This window comes from Halomonas sp. SpR8 (assembly GCF_031010195.1).
Lineage (GTDB): Bacteria > Pseudomonadota > Gammaproteobacteria > Pseudomonadales > Halomonadaceae > Vreelandella.
The window spans coordinates 659761-680778 of the sequence record NZ_JAUAMC010000002.1 but is presented as its reverse complement, the minus strand read 5'-3'; the positions used below and the strand labels follow the sequence as shown (position 1 = coordinate 680778).

Below are 21018 nucleotides of genomic sequence, written 5' to 3'. Positions count from 1 at the left end.
CGGGAATGAGGAGAGAAAATCATGGCATTTGACGCAATTTTCGAACCGATTGAGATCGGCAAGTTGACCATCCGCAATCGTGTGGTCAGCACCGCCCATGCCGAGGTGCATGCCACCGACGGCGGCATGACCACTGAACGCTACGTCAGATACTACGAGGAGAAGGCCAAAGGTGGTTGCGGCCTGTGTATCTGCGGAGGCTCGTCGGTCGTGTCTATCGACAGCCCCCAGGGTTGGTGGAGTTCGGTAAACCTGTCCACCGACCGCATCATTCCACATTTTCAGAATCTGGCCGATGCCGTGCACAAGCATGGTGGCAAGATCATGATCCAGATTACCCACATGGGGCGCCGCTCTCGCTGGGACGGTTTCGACTGGTCGACCCTGGTATCACCCTCCGGTATCCGCGAACCGGTGCACCGCTCTACCTGCAAGACCATTGAGGAAGAAGAAATCTGGCGCATCATCGGCGACTTCGCCCAGGCGGCTCGCCGGGCGAAGGAAGGCGGGCTCGACGGCGTTGAGCTTTCCGCAGTGCACCAGCATTTGATCGATCAGTTCTGGAGCCCGCGGGTTAACAAGCGCGAGGATGAGTGGGGCGGTAGCTTCGAGGGTCGTATGAAATTCGGCCTAGAGGTGCTTAAGGCGGTACGTGCTGAGGTGGGTGACGACTTCTGCGTCGGTATGCGTATCTGTGGCGACGAGTTCCACCCAGACGGTCTCTCCCACGACGACATGAAGCAGATCGCCGCTTACTACGATGCCACCGGCCAGGTCGACTTTTTCGGCGTGATCGGTTCCGGCTGCGACACGCACAACACGCTAGCCAACGTCATTCCCAATATGTCCTATCCGCCGGAGCCTTTTCTGCATCTGGCGGCGGGGATCAAGGAAGTGGTAACCGTACCGGTGATCCACGCCCAGAACATCAAAGACCCCAATCAGGCTCAGCGAATTCTTGAGGGTGGCTATGTAGACCTGGTGGGCATGACCCGGGCACATATCGCCGACCCGCACCTGATCGCTAAGATCAAGATGGGCCAGATAGACCAGATCAAGCAGTGCGTGGGCGCCAACTACTGCATCGACCGCCAATATCAAGGCCTTGACGTGCTTTGTATCCAGAACGCGGCGACGTCGCGGGAATACATGGGTTTGCCGCATATCATTGAAAAAACAGAAGGTGCCAAGCGCAAAGTCGTGGTGGTGGGCGGAGGCCCCGGCGGTATGGAGGCCGCTCGCGTCGCCGCTGAGCGCGGACACGATGTCACCCTGTTTGAGGCGGCTGAAGCGCTAGGTGGACAGATCACCATTGCTGCTCAGGCCCCGCAACGCGACCAGATCGCCGGTATCACCCGCTGGTACCAACTGGAGCTAGCGCGGCTGAAAGTCGATCTGCGTCTGGGCACCCGCGCCGATGAGGCAACACTGCTCGACCTGCGCCCGGATATCGTCGTACTAGCCACCGGAGGCCAGCCGTTCCTTAGCCAGCACCCAGAGTGGGGCTACTCCGAGAATACCGAGGAAAGCTTGGTGGTCAGCACCTGGGATATCCTTTCTGGCAAGGTGGCTCCCGGTAAGAATGTGCTGATTTATGACGCCATCTGCGAATTCTCCGGCGTTTCGGCGGCAGATTTTCTTGCCGATAAGGGCGCTAAGGTGGAGATCGTTACCGACGATATCAAGCCCGGTGCGGCGGTGGGCGGCACCACCTTCCCCACCTACTACCGCAGTCTCTACGAGAAGGAGGTCATCATGTCCTCCGACCTGATGCTGCATAAGGTTTACCGCGAGGGCGACACCCTGGTGGCGGTGCTCGAAAATGAGTACACCGGTGCCCTGGAAGAGCGCGTGGTGGATCAGGTGGTCGTTGAGAACGGTGTTCGTCCCGATGAGGCGCTCTACTACGCCCTTAAAGAGCAGTCCCGCAACAAAGGCCAAGTGAATCTGGAAGCGCTCTACGCGATCCAGCCACAGCCCAGCTTGAGCGAAGAAGGGGAGGGCTTCCTGCTGTTCCGCCTAGGCGACTGCACGGCACCGCGCAATACCCATGCGGCCATCTACGACGCCCTGCGAATCTGCAAGGACTTTTGACTTAGGCGAAAGCCAACAATAATGCGGGGCGCCAGAGCAGCCCCGCCGCCGAAGCCAATGGCACCAAAGATGAGGTGAGCACCATGCTCGAAACGCTCTTGCCGATACTGATTTTCACCGCCCTGGCCCTGGCGGTGATCGGCGCCGTGCGCCGTATACGCCTGTGGCGACAGGGGCGACCCTCACGGGTTAACCTGCTCAAGGGGCTGGTGGCGCTGCCGCGCCGCTATTTGGTGGATCTGCACCACGTCGTAGGGCGTGACAAAATGATCTCCAACACCCACGTGGCCACCGCCGGTGGTTTCGTGGCTGCCGCCGCGCTGATGATCCTGGTGCATGGGCTTGGTATTGCTAATCCGCTGCTGGGTGGATTACTGCTGCTGGCTAGCGCTTCCATGTTTGTCGGCAGCCTCTTCGTGGCACGACGGCGGATCAACCCACCCGCGCGGCTCTCCAAGGGCCCCTGGATGCGCCTGCCCAAGAGTCTCATGGCGTTTTCAATAGGTGTCTTCCTGATCACGCTGCCCACGGTAGGTCTGCTGCCCGACGGTTTGATTGAAGGCAGTGGTAGTTGGCTGCTGGCGCTGGTGTTAGCGGGCGTGGTGGCTTGGGGCCTGGGCGAAATGTTTTTTGGCATGACCTGGGGCGGGCCCATGAAGCACGCCTTCGCCGGTGCCTTGCATCTAGCTTTTCATCGCCGCGCCGAGCGCTTCTCCACGAAAAAAGGGGGGGCTGGCCGCTCAACGGGCCTCAAGGCGCTGAACCTGGAAGACGAGGCGGCTCCACTAGGCGTGGAAAAGCCTGCCGACTTCACCTGGAATCAACTGCTGGGCTTCGATGCCTGCGTACAGTGTGGTCGCTGTGAGGCGGTGTGCCCGGCATTTGCCGCGGGTCAACCGCTCAACCCCAAGAAGTTGATCCAGGACATGGTCGTAGGTATGGCGGGGGGAAGCGATGCAGCCTATGCTGGCTCGCCCTACCCTGGCAAGCCGATAGGAGAGCACGCCGGGACTCCCCATGGGCCCATCGTGGCGCTGGAAGGGAAGGCCTTGGTCGACGCTGATACGCTTTGGTCTTGCACCACCTGCCGCGCCTGTGTCGAAGAGTGCCCGATGATGATCGAGCACGTGGATGCGATTGTCGATATGCGTCGTTACCTGACCCTGGAGCGAGGCAAAACGCCCAATAAAGGCGCCGAGGTGCTCGATAATCTGATTGCTACCGACAATCCCGGCGGTTTCGATCCTGGCTCACGACTCAACTGGGCAGCGGATCTTAACCTGCCGCTAATGTCAGATCTCAAGCAGGTCGACGTTCTGCTGTGGCTAGGGGATGGCGCCTTTGATATGCGCAACCAGCGAACCCTGCGCGCACTGGTCAAAGTGCTGCGTGCCGCTGAAGTAGATTTCGCGGTGTTGGGTACGGAGGAGCGCGATAGCGGCGACGTGGCGAGGCGCCTGGGCGATGAGGCGACGTTCCAGGCCCTGGCGAAGCGCAATATTGCCACCCTTTCCAAGTATCGTTTCCTGCAGATCGTGACCTGCGATCCCCACAGCTTTCATGTGTTGGGCAATGAGTATGGAGAGCTAGGCGGACATTACGATGTACGCCACCACAGCACTTTTATTGCTGAATTGTATGACGCTGGTCGGCTGACATTCTCGCCCTGGAAGGGCGGCAGCGTCACCTATCACGATCCCTGTTACCTGGGGCGCTATAACGGTGAGTTTGAGGCACCGCGCAACGTGCTTAAGGCGCTGGGCATCGAGGTCAAGGAAATGGAACGCTCCGGCTTCCGCTCGCGCTGCTGCGGCGGCGGTGGCGGGGCACCGATTACCGATATCCCCGGTGAGCGGCGAATTCCCGATATGCGCATGAATGACGTCAAAGAGAGCGGCGCCGAGCTGGTCGCAGTGGGTTGCCCACAGTGCACCGCCATGCTGGAAGGTGTGGTGGATGCTAGCGCCGAGGTGCGCGATATCGCCGAACTGGTGGCCGATGCTCTCGTTGAGCGCCCCACTGATGAGGCGTCTGGCGGATCCCGGCGGCCTGCTGCAACGACGACTGCTGAAGAGGTGATCGTATGAGTGAGATTATTCGTCGCGACCCACGTCGTGAATGGATCGCCCGGAACCGTCTGCATCCCGATTATGCTAGCGTGATCACCGACATGGGCGGCGGCGCAGCCGTCAGCGAGTGGCTGGGGCCCAACGGCGTGATGCGCAAGAACCCTCGTGCCGTCGGCTTTATCGGCCCCAATGGCGTCAAGCGTATTGACCGTAGTGGCCTTCAGCAAGGCGGGCAGTCCGCCGCGACCACGACGGCTCCTCAAGATAGCCGTCGAACAGTGACGATTGAAGATCCCACCTTCCTGGTGGCCGTGGTGCCCGACCTGACCGGTGGGCGTCTCTCAGGCCACGACAAAGATCTGCTAGGGCTGGCCCGGCGCGTGGCGGACGCCAACGCCGAACAGCCCGGCGTTGTGGTGGCAATTCTGTTTGGTGAGCATAAGGAAGACGCCTTAGGCGACGCCGGGATTGATCGGGTTGTGCTTCTTGACGATGACGTCTACGCGGGGTTCTCCCCCGAAGCACGCCTAGCGGCGTTAAGCGCCGTAGAGCGGGAGATGGCGCCACGTTTTTGGCTGCTGCCGGACTCGCCCTTGGGCGGGGCCGATCTGGGGCGGCGGCTGGCTTTACGGCTGGGTGAACGCGCTGCCACGGGGGTGTGGCAGATCGAAGCTGATCACGCGGCTCCACTGGGTTGGCACTGTACGACCCGGGGGGCCGCCGGGAGCCTGGATATTCAACGCCCTCTACCGCGGGTTGCATTGGCGCTGGCCGAGTGTGCTGAGCCGGTAGATGAGACCCGACACGCGGCCAAACTCCTGATGCTGACAGCACCAGTCCCCACCACCCTGTCGCGTATTGAAGATTTGGGTCAGGTGGCGGTGGATCCTGCTGGCGTGGCGCTGGCCGAGGCAGAGTTCATCCTTTCTGGCGGCAACGGTATCAAAGAGTGGGACGCCTTCCACCACGCCGCGAAAGTACTCGGTGCTACCGAAGGGGCGTCGCGGGTTGCGGTGGACGACGGTTTTATGGCACGAGACCGTCAGGTGGGGGCAACCGGTACCTGGGTAACCGCCCGAGTATATGTGGCTGTGGGTATCTCTGGCGCTATCCAGCACCTGCAGGGCATTCAGCGCTGCGACAAGGTGGTGGCGATCAATCTCGATCCGGGTTGCGACATTATCAAGCGCGCCGATCTGGCGGTGATTGGCGACAGCACCCAAATCCTTGCCGCGTTGGTGGCCATGGTGGAGCAGCAGCGAGGAGGGCAGCGCGATGCGGCCTGATCTACAGCAAAAGCAACAGGGAATCGACGTGGCGGTGCTAGTCTCCATAGGGCGTCATCCTACTACCGGACGCGCGCGGCGGGCTGAACAGGATGCACGGGGCCTGGAGCTTGCGCTGTCTATGGGAGCTGAACTGCCGGGCACCCAAATCAGCGTATTACACGCCGGTTCTCAGGATGCTGACAGCGAGGCGGCCCTGCGTGGCTACCTGGGAATGGGACTTGAGTCCATGACCCTGCTGGAGCAGCCTGAAGGAAGCGATGCTATTTCGACCCTTGCAGATCACTTAGCTGCAACCTCGCCTCAGCTAGTGATCACCGGAGCCCGGGCTGAGCGCGGAGAGGGTTCTGGGCTTTTGCCCTATGCGCTGGCAGAGCAACTCGGCTGGCCGTTGGTTAACGGCCTGGCAGCGGTAGAAACGGTGGAAAATGGCGTGGTAACGCTGCTTCAGGCGCTACCTCGTGGCCAGCGTCGTCGACTCAAAGTACGCCTGCCCGCCATCATCAGCGTGGACGAAGCGGGGCCAGTGGCGCGACAGAGCGCGTTTGGCCCGGCTCGTCGAGCCACCTTTGAGGTGACGGCCACGACGCCAGTAGCTGACACTGAGTTGGCTCAGTGGCACGTGGCGCCTGCGCGTAAACGGCCTAAGCGTTTAAAAATTGTCAAAGCCGCTTCGGCAAGGGATCGCTTCAAAGCGGCGGCCTCCAAAGCCGAGGGCAAAGGTGGGCAAATACTCACCGACGTGACCCCCGAGCAGGGCGCCGAGGCGATCTATAAGCTCCTCAAAGAAGAAGACGTGCTGCGCTGAAGCCCTTGCTCATCACGCTTTCAATCGCTGTTAAAGCCCGCTCCGGCGGGCTTTGTTATTGCTGGCGAAGTTTTTTATCTAGTTGCCTGCAAATCCTGGGTATAGCCGGAGGCGCTGCTTTTCCAGATGCAAGCCGCGCCAGGCATGCAGTACCAGAACTAGGATTACCACCGCGCCGCCCGCTAGCGTGGAAACGGTGGGTGTCTCACCCAGCATCCACCACACCCACAACGTGCCCAGCGCGGTTTCGACCAGGTAAAACAGCGCCACCTCGGTGGAAGGCAGGTAGCGGGTGGCGCTGTTGATCAGCACGGTAGCCAGCGGCATCTGAATAAGCCCCATCACAGCCAGCACACCGTAGCGCGGGGCGTCCAGCGAAAACGGCGAGGCTAAAGGCAGTGCGATGGCCGCCGATAGAAGCCCCCCGCCGGCAATCACCACAAGGCGGTCAATGGCCGGGAAACGGCGCAGCACCGTAAGGTTGCCGCCAATCGCCGCTGCCGCGGCCAGCGCATACAGGTTGCCTATCAGCATGCCGTGGGCGCCCTCGCCCATAAAGACCAGACTCATGCCCAGTATGCAGATAGCGATAGCCACCAGCGTTCGCAGGGCTACTCGCTCCTTGAGAAAAACCCGTGAAAAAAGCGCGGCAAACAGCGGTGCAGTGCTGAGAATCACCACCACATTAGCCACGTTGGCATTCATCACCGCCAGCACGAAAAGCGCCGAGATCAGCCCTAAAAGTATTGCTGATACCAACGACGAGAAGGGGCTGTGGCGTAGCGTGGCCAGTCGGCTACCTGTAAGGCACAGTAGGCCCAGCACGCTGAACATCAAAAAGCCGCGCCAGAACACGATGGTCCAGCCGTCGGTATCGGCCAAGCGGATCAGCAGGCCGTCGAAGCTCAGAAACACCACGCCCAGCACCACCATTAGCAGACCGCGCTGGTAAGCACTTAACTGCATGCTATTGACTCCCTGTTGGCAAAAAGTATTGGCAAAAAAGACAACCGCTCGCCCAGTGGGCGAGCGGTTAAGCGTAGCAATTGAGCCTAGGCTCCACTGGATGGCCGTTTGATTAACGATTACCAGACGTGCTTATTCGCGTGCCAGAGGCCTTCTGCTGGCGAGGGCAAACCACCCAAAAACCCACCGCTCCGGCCATCAGCAGCATGGCGCCGCAGCCGATCGCCATTGTGTAGCCGCCCTGCACAGCGCTGGCGGACACGCTGAACTGTACGGCAAATCCGTCAAGTGTCACCGCGTACTGGCGCCACAAAAACACCCCGATGGCCACGCCGGAAAGCATGGTACATAGCGCGATCAAGCGAGTGCCGGAAACCCAGCTGCTGACCGCCTGCGTATCAAATTCATGCAGAAACGCCCGGTACTCGTTTTCAGCCTGACTTACGCGAGTGACTTTTGAAGCCAGAACGATGGCTGCCAAGGCCATCAAGGTACTTAACAGCACTGGATGCAAATAGACCGGCAGACTTAGCCACTCGGCCTGAACCATCATCGAGATCGCCACGTTGCCGGCGAATCCAACGGCGAGTCCCCAACTGGCGCCTGCGGCGGTGATCCGCTTGCTCCAGATGCTCATCAAGGCCACCGGCCCCCAGGAGGAGGCAAATAGCGTGGCCGCAAACCACACCACCGACATCACCGCCGGCGGCTGGAAAAGTGCGAGCAGCAGTGCAACCAGACCTGCGCCGAGCACCGCTATACGGCTTTTGCGCATCGCCGATTTTTCGTCCAGCGAGGCGGGCAGAATATCGTTGGAGAGACTAAAGCCGATAATCGACAGAAAAGTCGAGCAGGATGATAGCCCAGCGGCAAACACGCCGGTCAGAATGACCACACCGAGCCAAGTAGGCAACACGTTGAGCGCCACCCAGATCATGGAGCGCTCCGGATCTAGATTCGGGTCGTACAGATTGATCGCCGCGCCGGTCATCATCATCAGCGCGTAGAAAATGGCCAGCGCCACTGCCGTTAGCATGGCCGAGCGCATGACCACGTGCTCATTACGGGCCATCAAGTAGCGGCTGGACTGCCAGGGGCTGGCCGCCAGCACCGCCGCCCACACCAGTCCTAGCGTCAGCCCCCAGGTCAGCGCCTCGCCGGGCGAGGAGAAGCTGGCATTGGGCCCGTCCAGAACGCCGTGCCACAGCGCGATACCGGGTTTGTCGGTCTGGGTCAAAAGCCCTTCCACAACGCCGTTCCAGCCACCCAGGTCCTGGATCACGTAAATCGAACCGCCGAGGGCCGCCAGTGAAAAGATCACGAACATGATGGTATCGGTGAGCATCACCCCAGGCGAGCCCGAATAGAGAATAAAGCCCGTGTAGGTCGCCCACACTAGCACCAGGCCTACCCAGTAAGGCATGCCGGTCAGCTCGGAAAACATGATGCCCGCGCCCTGCATTACGCCCAAAAGGTAGGCGCCTAGGCCAATGATAGTCGTTAGCCCGGCGATTACCTGAACCCGGCGCGAGGCGAAGCGCTTGCCAAAGAACTCAGGCACGGTTCGCGCGCCGCTGCGGCGCAGGTAACGCCCAAACACCAGCGCGCCCAGCAAACAGCCCGAGGTGCTGACGGCCGCAAAAATCAGCATTACAAACGGGTAGCCCTGGTAGGCAAAACCCGTTTCGCCGAGAAAGGCGCTGGTGCTTAGATAGCTAGCCACCAGCGTACCTAGAATAAAGAAGGTGGGTGCGTTGCGCCCGGCCACCAGATAATCATCAAGGCCCTTGACGCGACGCCCGGCCAGATGTCCGATAACAAAATAGCCAATCAGACTGAAGAGTATTGCGATGGTGTAGATCATTGAAATAGCCGTGAAGTTGTTGACGGGGTTATTAATACTGTTTAGCCATGGTGCAGCGCTTTGCCTGCCTGCTCATTGTCATTAACGGCACGCAGTGCCGGAATCACGACACGATATTCGCCAACCACACGAAATCCGCAAACAAAAAAGGGGCGCCATAAAATTGGCGCCCCGAAGACAACAGATACTTGATTACCTGACGGTTTTTGGCACTGCGTTAAGCTCGCGCCACTCTCTATGCAGCCCCATGTAAAGACTGAAGCACATCAGCAGAAGCACTAGCGTGAAGGGGAGGCCAGTGGCCACGGCACCTGCCTGCAGAGCGCCTAGTGCAGTGCTGCCCCCGCCATACAAGAGGACTCCGGCGATGACGCCTTCAAGGGTGGCCCAGAATACGCGTTGGCCTTTGGGTGCATCGGTCTTGCCACCGGCGGTGATGTTGTCAATGACCAGCGAACCGGAGTCTGAAGAGGTAATAAAGAAAACCAACACCAGAATAATCGCCAGCGTCGAGGTGATACTGGTCAGAGGCAGTTGTTCCAGCATATGGAACATGGCAAGCGAAACGTCGCCAATGCCGTTAGCCAGTTCACCCATGCCGTTGGCAGTCTGGTAAAGCGCCGTGCCGCCAAAGGCGCTCATCCAGACCAGTGTAACCAGCGTGGGTACCAGCAGAACGGCGATAAGAAATTCACGCACCGTGCGCCCTCGCGATACACGAGCGATAAACATGCCGACAAACGGTGACCAGGAAATCCACCATGCCCAATAGAAGACGGTCCAGCCGTGGTACCAAGTATCATCATCGCGGCCAATCCAGTTCGATAGCGGCAACAGGTGGCTCGCATAGTCTAGTGCGGTGGTGCCAATTCCCGTCAGAATCATTAGGGTCGGCCCCGCCACGAGCACAAACAGAAGTAGCACCGCTGCGATGACCATGTTGATGTTCGAGAACAGCTTGACGCCACCGTCGATACCCCGCCATACCGAGATCAGCGCAATCACCGTGACCACCACGATGATCGCCAGTTGGGTGCCGATGGTATTGGGGACACCGAAGAGATAGGCGAGGCCGCCAGCTGCCTGGGTAGCGCCAAACCCAAGTGAGGTAGCCAAGCCAAAAATGGTGGCCAGCACGGCAAGAATATCGATGATATGGCCCGCCCAACCACGCGTTCGCTCGCCCAGAATTGGGTAGAAGGCGGAGCGCAGCGTCAGCGGCAAGCCCTTGTTATAGGAAAAGAAGGCCAGTGACAGTGCCACCACGCCATAAATGGCCCAGGGGTGCAGGCCCCAGTGGAACATGGTCGCCCCCATGGCGGCACTGGCTCCCTCCGGGGTCCCCGCCGGCGTATTCAATGGCGTTCCATACCAGTCGGTGTAGTAGGCTACTGGCTCTGCAACGCTCCAGAACATCAGGCCGATACCCATGCCCGCCGCAAACAGCATGGCGAACCAGGAGGTGCGCGAATATTCTGGTTTTGCATCCTTGCCGCCTAGACGAATCTGCCCGAGTGGCAAGCAGATCAGCACAAGGCAAAACACCACAAAAATGTTACCAGCAATCATAAACAGCCAGTCGAAGTGTTCAATCGACCAGTTCTTGGCAAGCCCTAAGTGAGTATTAGCCGCATCTGGATAGACCAGCGCGTAAATAATAAATAGTAGGATGGCTAGAGCTGAAAGCGGAAAGACGGGGTTATGAAAGTCCAACCCCAAGATCTGAGTATTGTCCTGTCCGGGCGACAGAACCGGGCCGTTGTTGTTCTTCATCGGGTTTCCTTGGTGGCTCTTGTTAGGCGTCGGATATTCGTCACATCGCCGACGTTAGGAATTGTTGAGCCTGTTTCAAAGAAGGAGTGTCGTGAAAGCGACCTCTAGCTATTCGTCTTCACTAGAGTGTCTTAAATAGATATGTGAGTGCCTTTTTGGAGTAAGTTCTCAGGCATGGAGGGGATAGATTTGGCAAGTCGGCGACAAGGAAATGTCTGAGCTGATTACTCTTCACCCCGACGGAAATATTGTTCCGTATTTACTCACACTTTGTTCCTAATCTAATGCACCACGATGGCTATGCGTTTGAGCGCATGTCGAACCTGCATCGAAGAAAATGGCCAGGTCTCCCTAGACGGTTTGATAAGCCTAAATATAGGCAACGGAAAGCGGTCAAGCGCTGTTTCAGCTGGATGAAGTGGTTACGCCACATCGCCGCACACTACGATCAATATGAGAGTGTCGGTTACAGGCCTTCTATAATATCGATATTCACGTCGGCAGCACCTTCGCGTGCAGCTTTGGCGCGTTGATACCCTTCAGAGTGATAGCAGGCGAGGGCCTGCTCGTAACTGGGAAATTCCATGATCACACTGCGGGTATGAGAAGTATTCCCTTCTAAAGTAACCCGTTCGCTGCCCCGGGCCAGGAAGTTGGCACCGTATTGCGCAAGCGCTGCAGGTGCTAGGGCCTGGTACTCAGCATAACGTTTTGCATCGAGGACAGTGACGTTGGCTATCCAGTAACCTTTGCGCATTGATTTCTCCAGAGTCTATGGTTGTTTGTATTATGGTATGCCAGAATACAAGGATACACCACAACAATAGGCAGGTCTTAAACCATGGCATTCGATCGTATAGAAGATATCATTGAAGATATGCGTAATGGGCGAATGGTCATCCTTGTCGATGATGAAGATCGTGAGAACGAGGGCGATCTGGTCATCGCTGCTGAGGCCGTTACGCCTGAAGTGATCAACTTTATGGCGACTCATGCCCGGGGATTGATCTGCCTAACGTTGACTGGCTCACGCTGTGAGCAGTTGGGTTTGGCTCCCATGGTTGAGAATAACGGGGCAAGCTTCGCTACTGCGTTTACTGTATCCATCGAAGCGCGCGAAGGGGTAACGACGGGGATTTCCGCAGCAGATCGGGCCGCGACAGTGCGGGTGGCTGTGTCTCCAGAGGCACATCCTCGCGACTTGGTACAGCCGGGTCATATTTTCCCATTACGTGCCCGCGATGGCGGTGTGCTGAGCCGGGCTGGCCATACTGAGGCAGGCTGTGATCTCGCACGTTTAGCTGGGTGTGAGCCAGCGGCGGTGATTGTTGAGATAATGAATGAAGATGGCAGCATGGCTCGGCGCCCCGAGCTTGAGACCTTTGCTCAACACCATGGGATGCGCATCGGCACTATCGCTGACTTGATCCAGCACCGTTTAGCGACAGAAAAAACCATTGTGTCTACCGGACAGGAGACGCTGCAAACCATACATGGAGAGTTCAACTTACATGCCTATGAAGACACTATCAGTGGGGAAGCTCACCTGGCTTTAACAATGGGAAAAATGTCTCTCGATAAGCCTACGCTGGTTCGTGTACATGCTATGGATCCATTGCGTGATTTAGTGGGGGCGGAGTATTTGGGCCCAACGGCATGGTCATTATGGTCTGCGTTGGAGGCCGTAGCAGCGGAGGAGCATGGGGTCGTGGTGGTTCTCGCAAGCCATGAATCATCCCAGAGTCTATTGTCGCGTGCTACAAAACTTAATAAGCCATCGGGGGATGTTCCACAGCGTCGCTATTCTAATACGGGCACCGGTTCGCAGATCCTCGCGGATCTCGGGGTCAGCAAGTTACGCTTGATGGGGGCGCCGCTAAATTACAAGGGACTGAAAGGCTTCGATCTAGAGGTAGTAGAGATTGTTTCGCCTCCCACCCAGCCTTCTAGCGCATGAAGTGAACTGTACCGGTTTCCATGCTACCGGTATAGATGCCATAGGTGCCCCCAGCATGTTCATCTATATAGCGCTCTAGAATTTGTCGAATGGCCGGATAGAAGATATCCGGCCAGGGAATGTCCTCGGCGTTAAACCATTTCACAGCGAGGGTCTCGTGCCCCGGAGTGTCTTTCCACTCCTTCAAACGTGCACGATAAATAATATAAAGCTCATTGGTCGGTGGCACGCTGAAAATTGAGTAGGGGGAAAGAATTTCAGCGTTGATGCCAGTCTCCTCCCAGACTTCTCGATAGGCGGCTTCCTCTACGCTTTCTCCACGTTCCATAAAACCTGCTGGCAAGGTCCATGTGCCTACGCGCGGAGGAATGCCACGCTGGCATAAGAGCAAGCGTCCTTCTTGTTCAATAATGGCCCCAGCGATCACTCGTGGGTTATCGTAGTATATGAGTCCGCAAGCGTTGCAGTACTTACGTGGATGAGTATCACCTTCGGGAATTCCGTAGCTAAGTGAACGCTGGCCGCAGTGACAACAATATTGATGCATAAATCGCCTCTTTACAGGCTATTTTGGACACGTAATGGGGGCGTAATCGGTTCAACCGGCTCGCCGCTCTTAGCCGCTAATGCGGACAGCGCTACCTTTGCAGCCGCTTGGATGTGCTCCACGCAAGCAGCATGTGCTGCAACTGAATCACGTGCCTTGATCGCTTCAACGATACGGGCCATCTCACGGAAGCTGTCCAAGTAACGCTCCTGTTGAGACAACGATGTGGCTCGCAGATAGCTGACTCGTGCCTGTAGCTGACCGAGGACTTGCCCAGCAACGCGGTTGCCCGCGCCATCGTATAGAACACCGTAGAAGTCGCTGACCGCTTCAACGATCTCGTGGCTCTTGCCGCCGCGTAGGGTATCTTTAAGCACTTCCCAAGCACGGTCTAAATCCGCCATTTGTCGGCGGCTCGCTTTCTGGGTAAAAAGCTGCACGACCATACTTTCAAGAACGCAGCGCAATTCATAAATATCACGTGCATCCTCCAGCGTAATAACCGTCACACGTGGGCCATTGCCAACATACTCTACCAATCCTTCTGCTTCTAGTTGGCGCAATGCTTCCCTTACCGAGGTGCGACTAACGCCCAGACGATCACACAGGTCGCGCTCGACTAAACGATCACCTGGCAACAGCTGGAAGCCCATAATTGCTTGCCGCAGCTTGTCGAAAACCATTTCACGCAGAGTGGGCTGGTTGCGTGTGACCCTCAGGCTGTCGTCTAAAGGTTTTCGTTCCATCTTCTAGTTCCTCGGTGATGGTGGTGTTTGAGCCGCTAGAGTTTACCCATCTCAACGAGAACTTCGCGGGCTTGGCGGAAGGAATCAATGGCCGCCGGAACACCACAGTAAATTGCCGTTTGTAAGAGAACCTCACGAATTTCCTCGACGCTGAGGCCATTGTTGATAGCACCTCGGACGTGGAGGCGCAATTCATGAGGGCGGTTCAGGGCAGTAATCATGGCTAAGTTTATCATGCTGCGCTCGCGATCGCTGAGCCCCTTGCGTTGCCACACTTCGCCCCAACAGTACTCAGTGACTAATTGCTGAAGGGGGCGAGTGAAGTCGTCGGCATTGCGAATTGATTGGTCGACGTACTCGGCACCGAGCACGCGTCGGCGCTTTTCGAGACCTTTTGCGTAACGTTCTTGTGTCATTCGATTGCTCTCTTTTTGTAATCTTTAAATTGTTGCTGGCATTAGGCGTAGGCTCTCAGGAAGCTGATCCATTTTGCCTCGGCAATACAGTAAGGGGTCGGCTTCATCTTTAGAGATCCATAGGCCTTGTACTTCTCCGACCACGATAGCGTGGTCGCCGCCTGGATACGCCTCCCATAGTCGGCACTCAAGGTAGGCAGCAGTTCCATCAATGATGGCGTTGCCGTGGGGAGAGCGGTGCCAATTGATCCCTGATAATTTGTCAGGCCCCTTGCCAGCAAACTGATAAGCAATTGATTGTTGATGGTGGCTGAGTATGTGTACTGCAAATTGCCCACTGTGCTGGATAACCGGATAGGAGTCTGAGTTCAGGCTCGGGCATACCAGTATAAGTGGTGGATCCATGGAAACCGCTGAAAAAGCACTGGCGGTAAAGCCTACAAGTCGATCATTTTCATCGAGGGCGGTAATAACGGTGACGCCAGTAGGGAAGGCGCCAAGAACCTGCTTGTAGTCTTGTGAATCGATCATTGACATCTCCTCGCTCAACGCATGATGAAAGGGTCGGGCATGGGCTGTGTGGAAAGGTTGATCCACATGGTCTTTAGGTCGGTATAGTCGCGCACCGAATCTATACCACTCTCGCGTCCATAGCCGCTGGCACCGAAACCACCAATAGGCGCCATAGCAGAGACCGCACGGTAGGTATTGACCCAAAGAATGCCGGCCCGAACATCACGGGTAAGGCGATGGGCGCGACCAATATCTTGCGTCCAGATACCAGCGGCCAAACCATAGTCGGTATCGTTGGCCAAATGCAGCGCCTCGGCCTCGTCTGCGAAAGGAATCACTGCGACTACGGGGCCGAAGACTTCTTCTTGCATGATTGGCAGATCGTGAGAGTCGCATGCCAGAATGGTCGGGCAGTAGTACCAGCCCTGCTCGATGTCCGCACGCTTGCCGCCGTGCACTAAGCGTGCACCATCGGCCTGAGCCTGGGCGACCATGCGCTCGACGCTTTCCAGTTGGGCTTGAGTCGCCATGGGCCCCATTTCTGTTGCAGCATCGTTAGGATCGCCAATCTGGATGGACTGCGCACGCTCGCAGAGTCGCTTGATTACTTCGTCGTAAATGCCGCGTTGTACTAGCAGTCGCGAGCCGGCGACACAACTCTGCCCGGAGGCAGCGAATATCCCTGCTACCACGCCATTGATGGCGCTATCCAAATCGGCGTCTTCGAACAGGATATTGGGTGATTTGCCACCCAGCTCTAGCGAAAGCTTAGCGAAATTCGCGGCACTGTTGCGTACCACGTGGCGGGCGGCATTGGCACCGCCAGTAAAGGCAATCTTACGTACCAAGGGGTGGGCAGTCAGTGCTGAACCAGTGGCCCCAAAGCCAGTGACCAAATTGACCACGCCTGGCGGAAAGCCAGCTTGCTTAACAAGCCGCATCAACGCAATGAGGCTCGCCGAAGCATGCTCAGATGGCTTAATGACGATCGTGTTCCCAGCGGCCAGGGCTGGCGCAAGTTTGATAGCGGTCAGATAAAGAGGGCTATTCCACGGGATAATTGCAGCCACCACGCCGAGCGGTACACGCACGGTGGCGCCAAACATGCCTGGCTTGTCCAAAGGCAGCGTCTCACCCACCACCTTATCGGCCAGCCCAGCGTTATAATAAAAAAACTCGGGGAGGTAGCTGACCTGGCCGCGAGTTTCACGCATCAGCTTGCCGTTGTCGCGACTTTCTAAGCAGGCGAGCTCATCAGCATGCTCTGCTATCAGCTCGCCGAGGCGGTAAAGTAGCTTCCCACGCGCAGTAGCTGTTAGGCCAGACCAGGCGGAGCCCTCGAAGGCGCGCTGGGCTGCCTGCACTGCGTCATCGACATCTTGAGCATCGGCTTCTGGTAAATGACACCATACCTCACCCGTCGCGGGATTGTGGCTATTGAAAGTGGCACCGGTGTGGGCATCAACCCATTCACCATCGATAAACATTTGCAGTTTGTCCAGGCTCATTGATGTGCCTCCTCAAGTGAATCATGGAAATAAGCCTTGGCAAAGAAGCTTTTGATCAGCCCGTTGACTGCTTGTGGAGCTTCTATAGGGGCCATGTGCCGCAAACCAGGGAGAATGTGTAACTCGGCGTTAGGTAATTTTTGCGCAAGGGCGCTAGCCATCCGAGGCGTAGATCCTGTGTCTAACTCACCAGTCGCAACCATCACTGGCATTTGAATGGTGTGTAGCTGCTCAGTACCGAAATTGTCCTGAGTGCCAAACAGGGCGTAACTGCGGTAGTAACCCTGCGGGTTGTTGTTAATGACCGTTTCGTAAATCGCATTGATGCAATCTGGGTGTGTATGGTGGAATTCTGGGCTAAACCAGCGCTTTAAGGCATCGCCGACGTTTGCTGCCGGGCCTTGGTCGCGAGTCTGCACAATGCGGTGACGAACGCTAGCGCGCTGACTTTCATCACGATCGAAGACACTGGAAAGCACCACCATCGCCGCTATCCGGTCAGGATGGCTCAAGGCAAAAGCGCGAGCCACTAGCCCGCCCATTGAGAATCCCACTACCGCCACCCGCTTTATGGCCAAGTGATCAAGCAGTAGTGCCAGTTGGTCGGCATAAGCGTCTAACCCATCATTCTCATTAGGTAATGCGCTATCGCCGTGCCCGAGCATGTCGTAGACGATGATTTCATATTGCTCTGCTAAAACATCGATCTGCGACTGCCACATAGTGGCATCAAGGCCCACGCCGTGAATGAGCACGACGGGCGGGCCGCTTCCCTGCCGCCAGTAGCGTGTGCCATCGGGGCTCTTGCGTGAATTGGTGAGCTCCATGCAGTCTCCTTGGACTCAGTGGTTACCGTCCTGTTCTGCCTCAGCGGCCAGTTCTTGCAGATCTTGATAGCGATTGCCGATACGCGGATGCAGTCGTCCACCATCAGCGGCCCCAAGCGCGACAATGATTTCGTCATGGCGAGGTGCGTCTTCGATGTGCATTTCCAGTGTGATGTAATGCGAACGAAAGCCCTCGTCATGCTTGTGCATCATCGGTATCTGGATCGACGTGCCGGGAGCGCCGCGTTTGTTGGTGAAGCTCAAGTAGCTCTTGGCCCCGACCGCATCACGAAAATGATTGCCAAAGCGCAATGTATGAATGATCGCTGACGCATGCTCAATTTCACCGTTAGTGCCCACAATAGCTGCTTTTCCATACGCCTCTATGGTGTCGCCATCCATCTCCTTTAGAACTAGCTCGACGATGCGCTCGCCCAAAGAAGAACAACCTTTACGAATTTCAGGGGATAGATCCTCGACAAAGCCTTGTCCGCTCCATGGGTTTGCAATGACAGCAGCCACGCCAAGCATGGTGACCGGGTGTACTCCCTCCTTGCCGCCCTCTATGTAAGTTGTCTCTCGGTAAGTCACGATTTTGCGAATTGTAAAGCTCATTGGCGTTTCCTTATTACTGGGCAGGCCTGCATAGCCTTAGGGGTAGAGTATCCTTTAGATTCTTGGTATACCATAATACCAATAATTGATTTTAGCAATAAATGGCGATATAGGAAGCGTTGTAAAGTTTGGTGAATAAATCGATTGTTTTTATAATTTACTGAAATTTATTTATTTTATTTTGTTTGTGTAGGTGTTGGCATGTAAAAAATAAAATAAGTTCTTGCATGTCGTATTATGGCATACCAATATTGTTGCTGAGCTGTTTGCTCCATTAGACAGGCTGTCTGCCGACAGCGGCTCGGTTGATCCTTTGGTTACGGCGGCGTTGGCAACGCCATAAAGACAATGACAAGAAACTCAATTAAGGAGAGCTTTTCTATGCAAGACTCTCGACAGGACACACCAAGCAGGGGCGTGTTCGCTGGTGTTGATAAAACGATGGCGATAGCCTCGATAACGATGGTCTTTGCCTTCGTACTCTTCTCAGTACTTCAGCCAGAACTGGCCAATAGTATCTATCAATGGGTGAAGCAGTTTATTGAGCAGGAGCTCGGCTGGTATTACATCCTTACGGTAAATGTGGTTCTACTCGTTACCATCGGCATTATCATCAGCCCTTATGGAAAGCTGCGGCTTGGGAATGATGATGAGCGGCCTGAGTTTTCCCACTTTACCTGGTTCGCGATGCTCTTTAGTGCTGCCGTTGGCACTGGGCTTTTATTCTGGAGTATTGCCGAACCTCTTACCCACCTTCAGGGCAACCCCTTTATTTCGATGGCCGGTGTCGAGCCCAATACAATGTCAGCTGCTCAAGCAGCCCTACGTATTACGATCTTCCATTGGGGCCTGCACGGCTGGGCTATCTATATTCTGGTTGGCACCATTCTGGCTTACTTTGCTTATCGGCGGGGTCTGCCGTTGACTATCCGCTCGGCTTTCTATCCTGTGCTAGGTGAGCGAATTTACGGGCCTATTGGTCATGCGATCGATCTGCTGGCGATCTTTGCGACGTTATTCGGCACTGCCACTACGTTGGGACTCGGCGTTTCACAAATGAATGCTGGGCTCAATACGCTTTTCGGCCTGGAAATTTCCAGCACCAATCAAGTGTTGTTAGTGATAGGCGTCACCTTAGCTGCCACTGTTTCGGCAGTGACCGGGTTGAAGAAAGGGATTCGGCTGCTAAGTGAGTGGAATATTCATCTCAGCATGATTCTTTTCGCTTTCTTCATGTTGGCGGGCCCAAGTGTTTTTCTGTTGACCATCTTCACCACCAGCATAGGGGATTATCTGGCTAACATCGTCAATATGGCCTTCTGGACAAACCCTGACCCTGAGAGTCAATGGCAAGGTTGGTGGACGCTGTTCTATTGGGGGTGGTGGCTGTCTTGGGGTCCCTATGTCGGTATGTTCATTGCCCGTATTTCGCGTGGCCGTACCATCCGCGAAGTACTCTTGGGTGGCATGTTGGCAGCGACCTTGGGTGCAACCGCATGGATTGTCATTTTTGGTGGTACCGCCTTGCACTTGCAGCTTTTTGGCGGCGCTGATTTGGCTACGGTTGCTAATGAAAATGTCACGCAGGTGTTGTTCCAAACTATCCAGGCACTGGATGTCTCATGGGCTACTGGCTTTATGACTGCCATGGCGACGCTAATGATTGTCACGTGGTTTGTGACATCTGCAGATTCAGGGACTCTCGTCATCTGTACGATCCTTGCCAAGGGCAGCCCACATCCTCCGCAACTCTATCGTGTGATTTGGGGGCTAGGGCTTGGTGCCACCGCAGCCGTTCTTTTGCTAGCAGGTGGACTGTTGGCCTTACAGACGGCAGCAATAGCCGCAGCCTTACCATTTTCCGTGGCCCTCTTGGTGATGTGTTATTGCATGGTTAAGGCACTTCGCGAAGAAGACATCAGTGCCGCAGGTACTGCTCCCTCGATTGAAACTCGCTAACAACTACTATCAGGAGAGTCAGAAATGCATTTTTCTCTATTTATACATATGGAGCGCTACAGCGAGCAGGAGAATCATCAACAATTGTTTGATGAACTCTGTGAGCTAGTGAAAATTGCAGAAGCGGGCGGTTTTCGAACTGCTTGGATTGGTGAGCACCATGGTATGCAATTTACCTCCTCGCCGAGTCCGATAGCCCAGTTAGCTTACCTTGCGGCCAAGACTGAGCGGATCCGCCTGGGTGCGGGCACCTTTGTGGCTCCATTTTGGGATCCAATTCGCCTAGCTGGTGAAGCAGCCATGCTTGATGTAATCAGTAATGGCCGCCTTGAATTTGGCATCGCAAGGGGGGCGTATCAGTTTGAGTTCGACCGCCTTACCGATGGAATGTCTGCAGCAGATGGTGGCCAAGCACTGCGCGAGATGGTACCGGCGATACAAGGCCTTTGGCAGGGCGATTATGCTCATGAGGGTGAGGTCTATCGCTTCCCCACGACAACCAGCGTGCCCAAGCCCTTACAGTCGCCACGACCTCCAATTTGGATCGCTGCGCGTGACCCTAATTCCCATGAGTTTGCGGTTGAAAATAACTGCAATGTCATGGTGACAGCTCTTATGAAAGGGGACGAAGAGGTTGCTGATTTGGCCAGGAAGTTTGATACAGCTTGCAGTAATAACCCTGAAATCTCCCGGCCTGATCTTATGTTGTTACGTCACACCTATGTTCATGAAGAAAGTGATCCAGAGGGGTGGCGAAAAGGGACAGAGGCTCTGAATCTCTTCTATCGCTATTTCCTTGCTTGGTTTAAGAACGATCAGCAGGCAGTTAACGGCTTCTTCGAGCCCGTTACACAAGAATCAGTTGCTGATAACCCCGAGTTCTCTCTAGAGGGGCTTCGGCAGAATATGATGATAGGCACACCTGATGAAATTATTGAGCGCCTAAAGAACTACGAAAAGCTAGGCATCACCGAGTATAGCTTTTGGACAGACAATACTTTGCCTTTTGAAGAAAAAAAGCGCTCGCTTGAGCTGTTTATTAGTAAGGTTTTACCACACTTTCGTTAACC

At 56.0% G+C, this 21018-nt stretch carries 18 protein-coding genes; 7 read left to right on the top strand and 11 right to left on the bottom strand.

Annotated features, from left to right (window positions below):
• Positions 1 to 21 precede the first annotated feature (21 nt).
• The 4 genes from dgcA (at position 22) to QT230_RS06430 (ending at position 6257) form a co-directional block, all read left to right on the top strand.
• Entirely contained in the window at positions 22 to 2094 is a 2073-nt protein-coding gene (gene dgcA / locus QT230_RS06445) for a dimethylglycine demethylation protein DgcA (protein WP_308320753.1), read from the top strand.
• An 83-nt stretch (positions 2095 to 2177) separates the two neighbouring features.
• Entirely contained in the window at positions 2178 to 4181 is a 2004-nt protein-coding gene (locus QT230_RS06440; RefSeq protein ID WP_308320751.1) for a (Fe-S)-binding protein, read from the top strand.
• Positions 4178 to 5449, top strand: a complete 1272-nt coding sequence (locus tag QT230_RS06435) for an electron transfer flavoprotein subunit alpha/FixB family protein (protein WP_308320750.1) — start codon at positions 4178 to 4180, stop codon at positions 5447 to 5449. The genes QT230_RS06440 and QT230_RS06435 overlap by 4 nt, the downstream gene beginning before the upstream one ends.
• On the top strand, positions 5439 to 6257 hold the full coding sequence (locus QT230_RS06430; RefSeq protein ID WP_308320749.1) for an electron transfer flavoprotein subunit beta: 819 nt from the start codon (positions 5439 to 5441) through the stop codon (positions 6255 to 6257). The genes QT230_RS06435 and QT230_RS06430 overlap by 11 nt, the downstream gene beginning before the upstream one ends.
• Positions 6258 to 6335: 78 nt before the next feature.
• Here the strand turns inward: QT230_RS06430 and QT230_RS06425 are convergent, their stop codons facing one another.
• The 4 genes from QT230_RS06425 to QT230_RS06405 all read right to left on the bottom strand — a co-directional run bounded on the left by QT230_RS06425 (position 6336) and on the right by QT230_RS06405 (position 11617).
• Positions 6336 to 7223: a DMT family transporter gene (locus QT230_RS06425; RefSeq protein WP_308320748.1), complete on the bottom strand. Its 888-nt coding sequence runs from the start codon at positions 7221 to 7223 to the stop codon at positions 6336 to 6338.
• Positions 7224 to 7335: 112 nt separating this feature from the next.
• On the bottom strand, positions 7336 to 9087 hold the full coding sequence (locus tag QT230_RS06420; protein WP_308320747.1) for a sodium:solute symporter family protein: 1752 nt from the start codon (positions 9085 to 9087) through the stop codon (positions 7336 to 7338).
• Between the two features lie 192 nt (positions 9088 to 9279).
• Positions 9280 to 10860 (bottom strand): BCCT family transporter, encoded by a 1581-nt coding sequence (locus QT230_RS06415; protein WP_308320746.1) that lies wholly within the window; start codon positions 10858 to 10860, stop codon positions 9280 to 9282.
• 466 nt (positions 10861 to 11326) lie between these two features.
• The gene (locus QT230_RS06405; RefSeq protein ID WP_308320745.1) at positions 11327 to 11617 is read right to left on the bottom strand and encodes a DUF1330 domain-containing protein; all 291 of its coding nucleotides are present in this window, start codon (positions 11615 to 11617) and stop codon (positions 11327 to 11329) included.
• A gap of 84 nt (positions 11618 to 11701) precedes the next feature.
• Between QT230_RS06405 and ribBA the strand changes: the two genes are divergently transcribed.
• Positions 11702 to 12817, top strand: coding sequence for a bifunctional 3,4-dihydroxy-2-butanone-4-phosphate synthase/GTP cyclohydrolase II (ribBA, locus tag QT230_RS06400; protein WP_308320744.1), 1116 nt, complete (start codon positions 11702 to 11704; stop codon positions 12815 to 12817).
• On the opposite strand, the gene QT230_RS06395 is transcribed toward ribBA, so the two are convergent.
• From QT230_RS06395 to QT230_RS06365, 7 genes are read right to left on the bottom strand one after another with little or no spacing between them, the layout of a single operon-like run.
• On the bottom strand, positions 12807 to 13364 hold the full coding sequence (locus QT230_RS06395; protein ID WP_308320743.1) for an NUDIX hydrolase: 558 nt from the start codon (positions 13362 to 13364) through the stop codon (positions 12807 to 12809). The two genes, ribBA and QT230_RS06395, sit on opposite strands and share 11 nt — an antisense overlap.
• Positions 13365 to 13375: 11 nt before the next feature.
• Positions 13376 to 14110, bottom strand: a complete 735-nt coding sequence (locus QT230_RS06390) for a GntR family transcriptional regulator (RefSeq protein WP_308320742.1) — start codon at positions 14108 to 14110, stop codon at positions 13376 to 13378.
• Positions 14111 to 14145: 35 nt separating this feature from the next.
• Positions 14146 to 14526 (bottom strand): 4-carboxymuconolactone decarboxylase, encoded by a 381-nt coding sequence (gene pcaC, locus QT230_RS06385; protein ID WP_308320741.1) that lies wholly within the window; start codon positions 14524 to 14526, stop codon positions 14146 to 14148.
• A 24-nt stretch (positions 14527 to 14550) separates the two neighbouring features.
• Positions 14551 to 15057, bottom strand: coding sequence for a flavin reductase family protein (locus tag QT230_RS06380; RefSeq protein ID WP_308320740.1), 507 nt, complete (start codon positions 15055 to 15057; stop codon positions 14551 to 14553).
• Positions 15058 to 15071: 14 nt separating this feature from the next.
• Positions 15072 to 16547, bottom strand: a complete 1476-nt coding sequence (locus tag QT230_RS06375) for an aldehyde dehydrogenase (protein ID WP_308320739.1) — start codon at positions 16545 to 16547, stop codon at positions 15072 to 15074.
• Positions 16544 to 17374 carry an alpha/beta fold hydrolase gene (locus QT230_RS06370; protein WP_308320738.1) on the bottom strand — a complete coding sequence of 277 codons (831 nt, stop codon included), beginning with the start codon at positions 17372 to 17374 and terminating at the stop codon, positions 16544 to 16546. The genes QT230_RS06375 and QT230_RS06370 overlap by 4 nt, the downstream gene beginning before the upstream one ends.
• Positions 17375 to 17389: 15 nt before the next feature.
• On the bottom strand, positions 17390 to 17989 hold the full coding sequence (locus QT230_RS06365) for an amino acid synthesis family protein (RefSeq protein ID WP_308320737.1): 600 nt from the start codon (positions 17987 to 17989) through the stop codon (positions 17390 to 17392).
• A 381-nt stretch (positions 17990 to 18370) separates the two neighbouring features.
• Here QT230_RS06365 and QT230_RS06360 point away from each other — a divergent pair, with 381 nt between their 5' ends.
• Both QT230_RS06360 and QT230_RS06355 read left to right on the top strand, forming a co-directional pair.
• A complete protein-coding gene (locus QT230_RS06360) occupies positions 18371 to 19948 on the top strand; it encodes a BCCT family transporter (protein ID WP_308320736.1) in 1578 nt (525 codons plus the stop codon).
• Positions 19949 to 19972: 24 nt separating this feature from the next.
• The gene (locus QT230_RS06355) at positions 19973 to 21016 is read left to right on the top strand and encodes an LLM class flavin-dependent oxidoreductase (protein WP_308320735.1); all 1044 of its coding nucleotides are present in this window, start codon (positions 19973 to 19975) and stop codon (positions 21014 to 21016) included.
• Positions 21017 to 21018 lie beyond the last annotated feature (2 nt).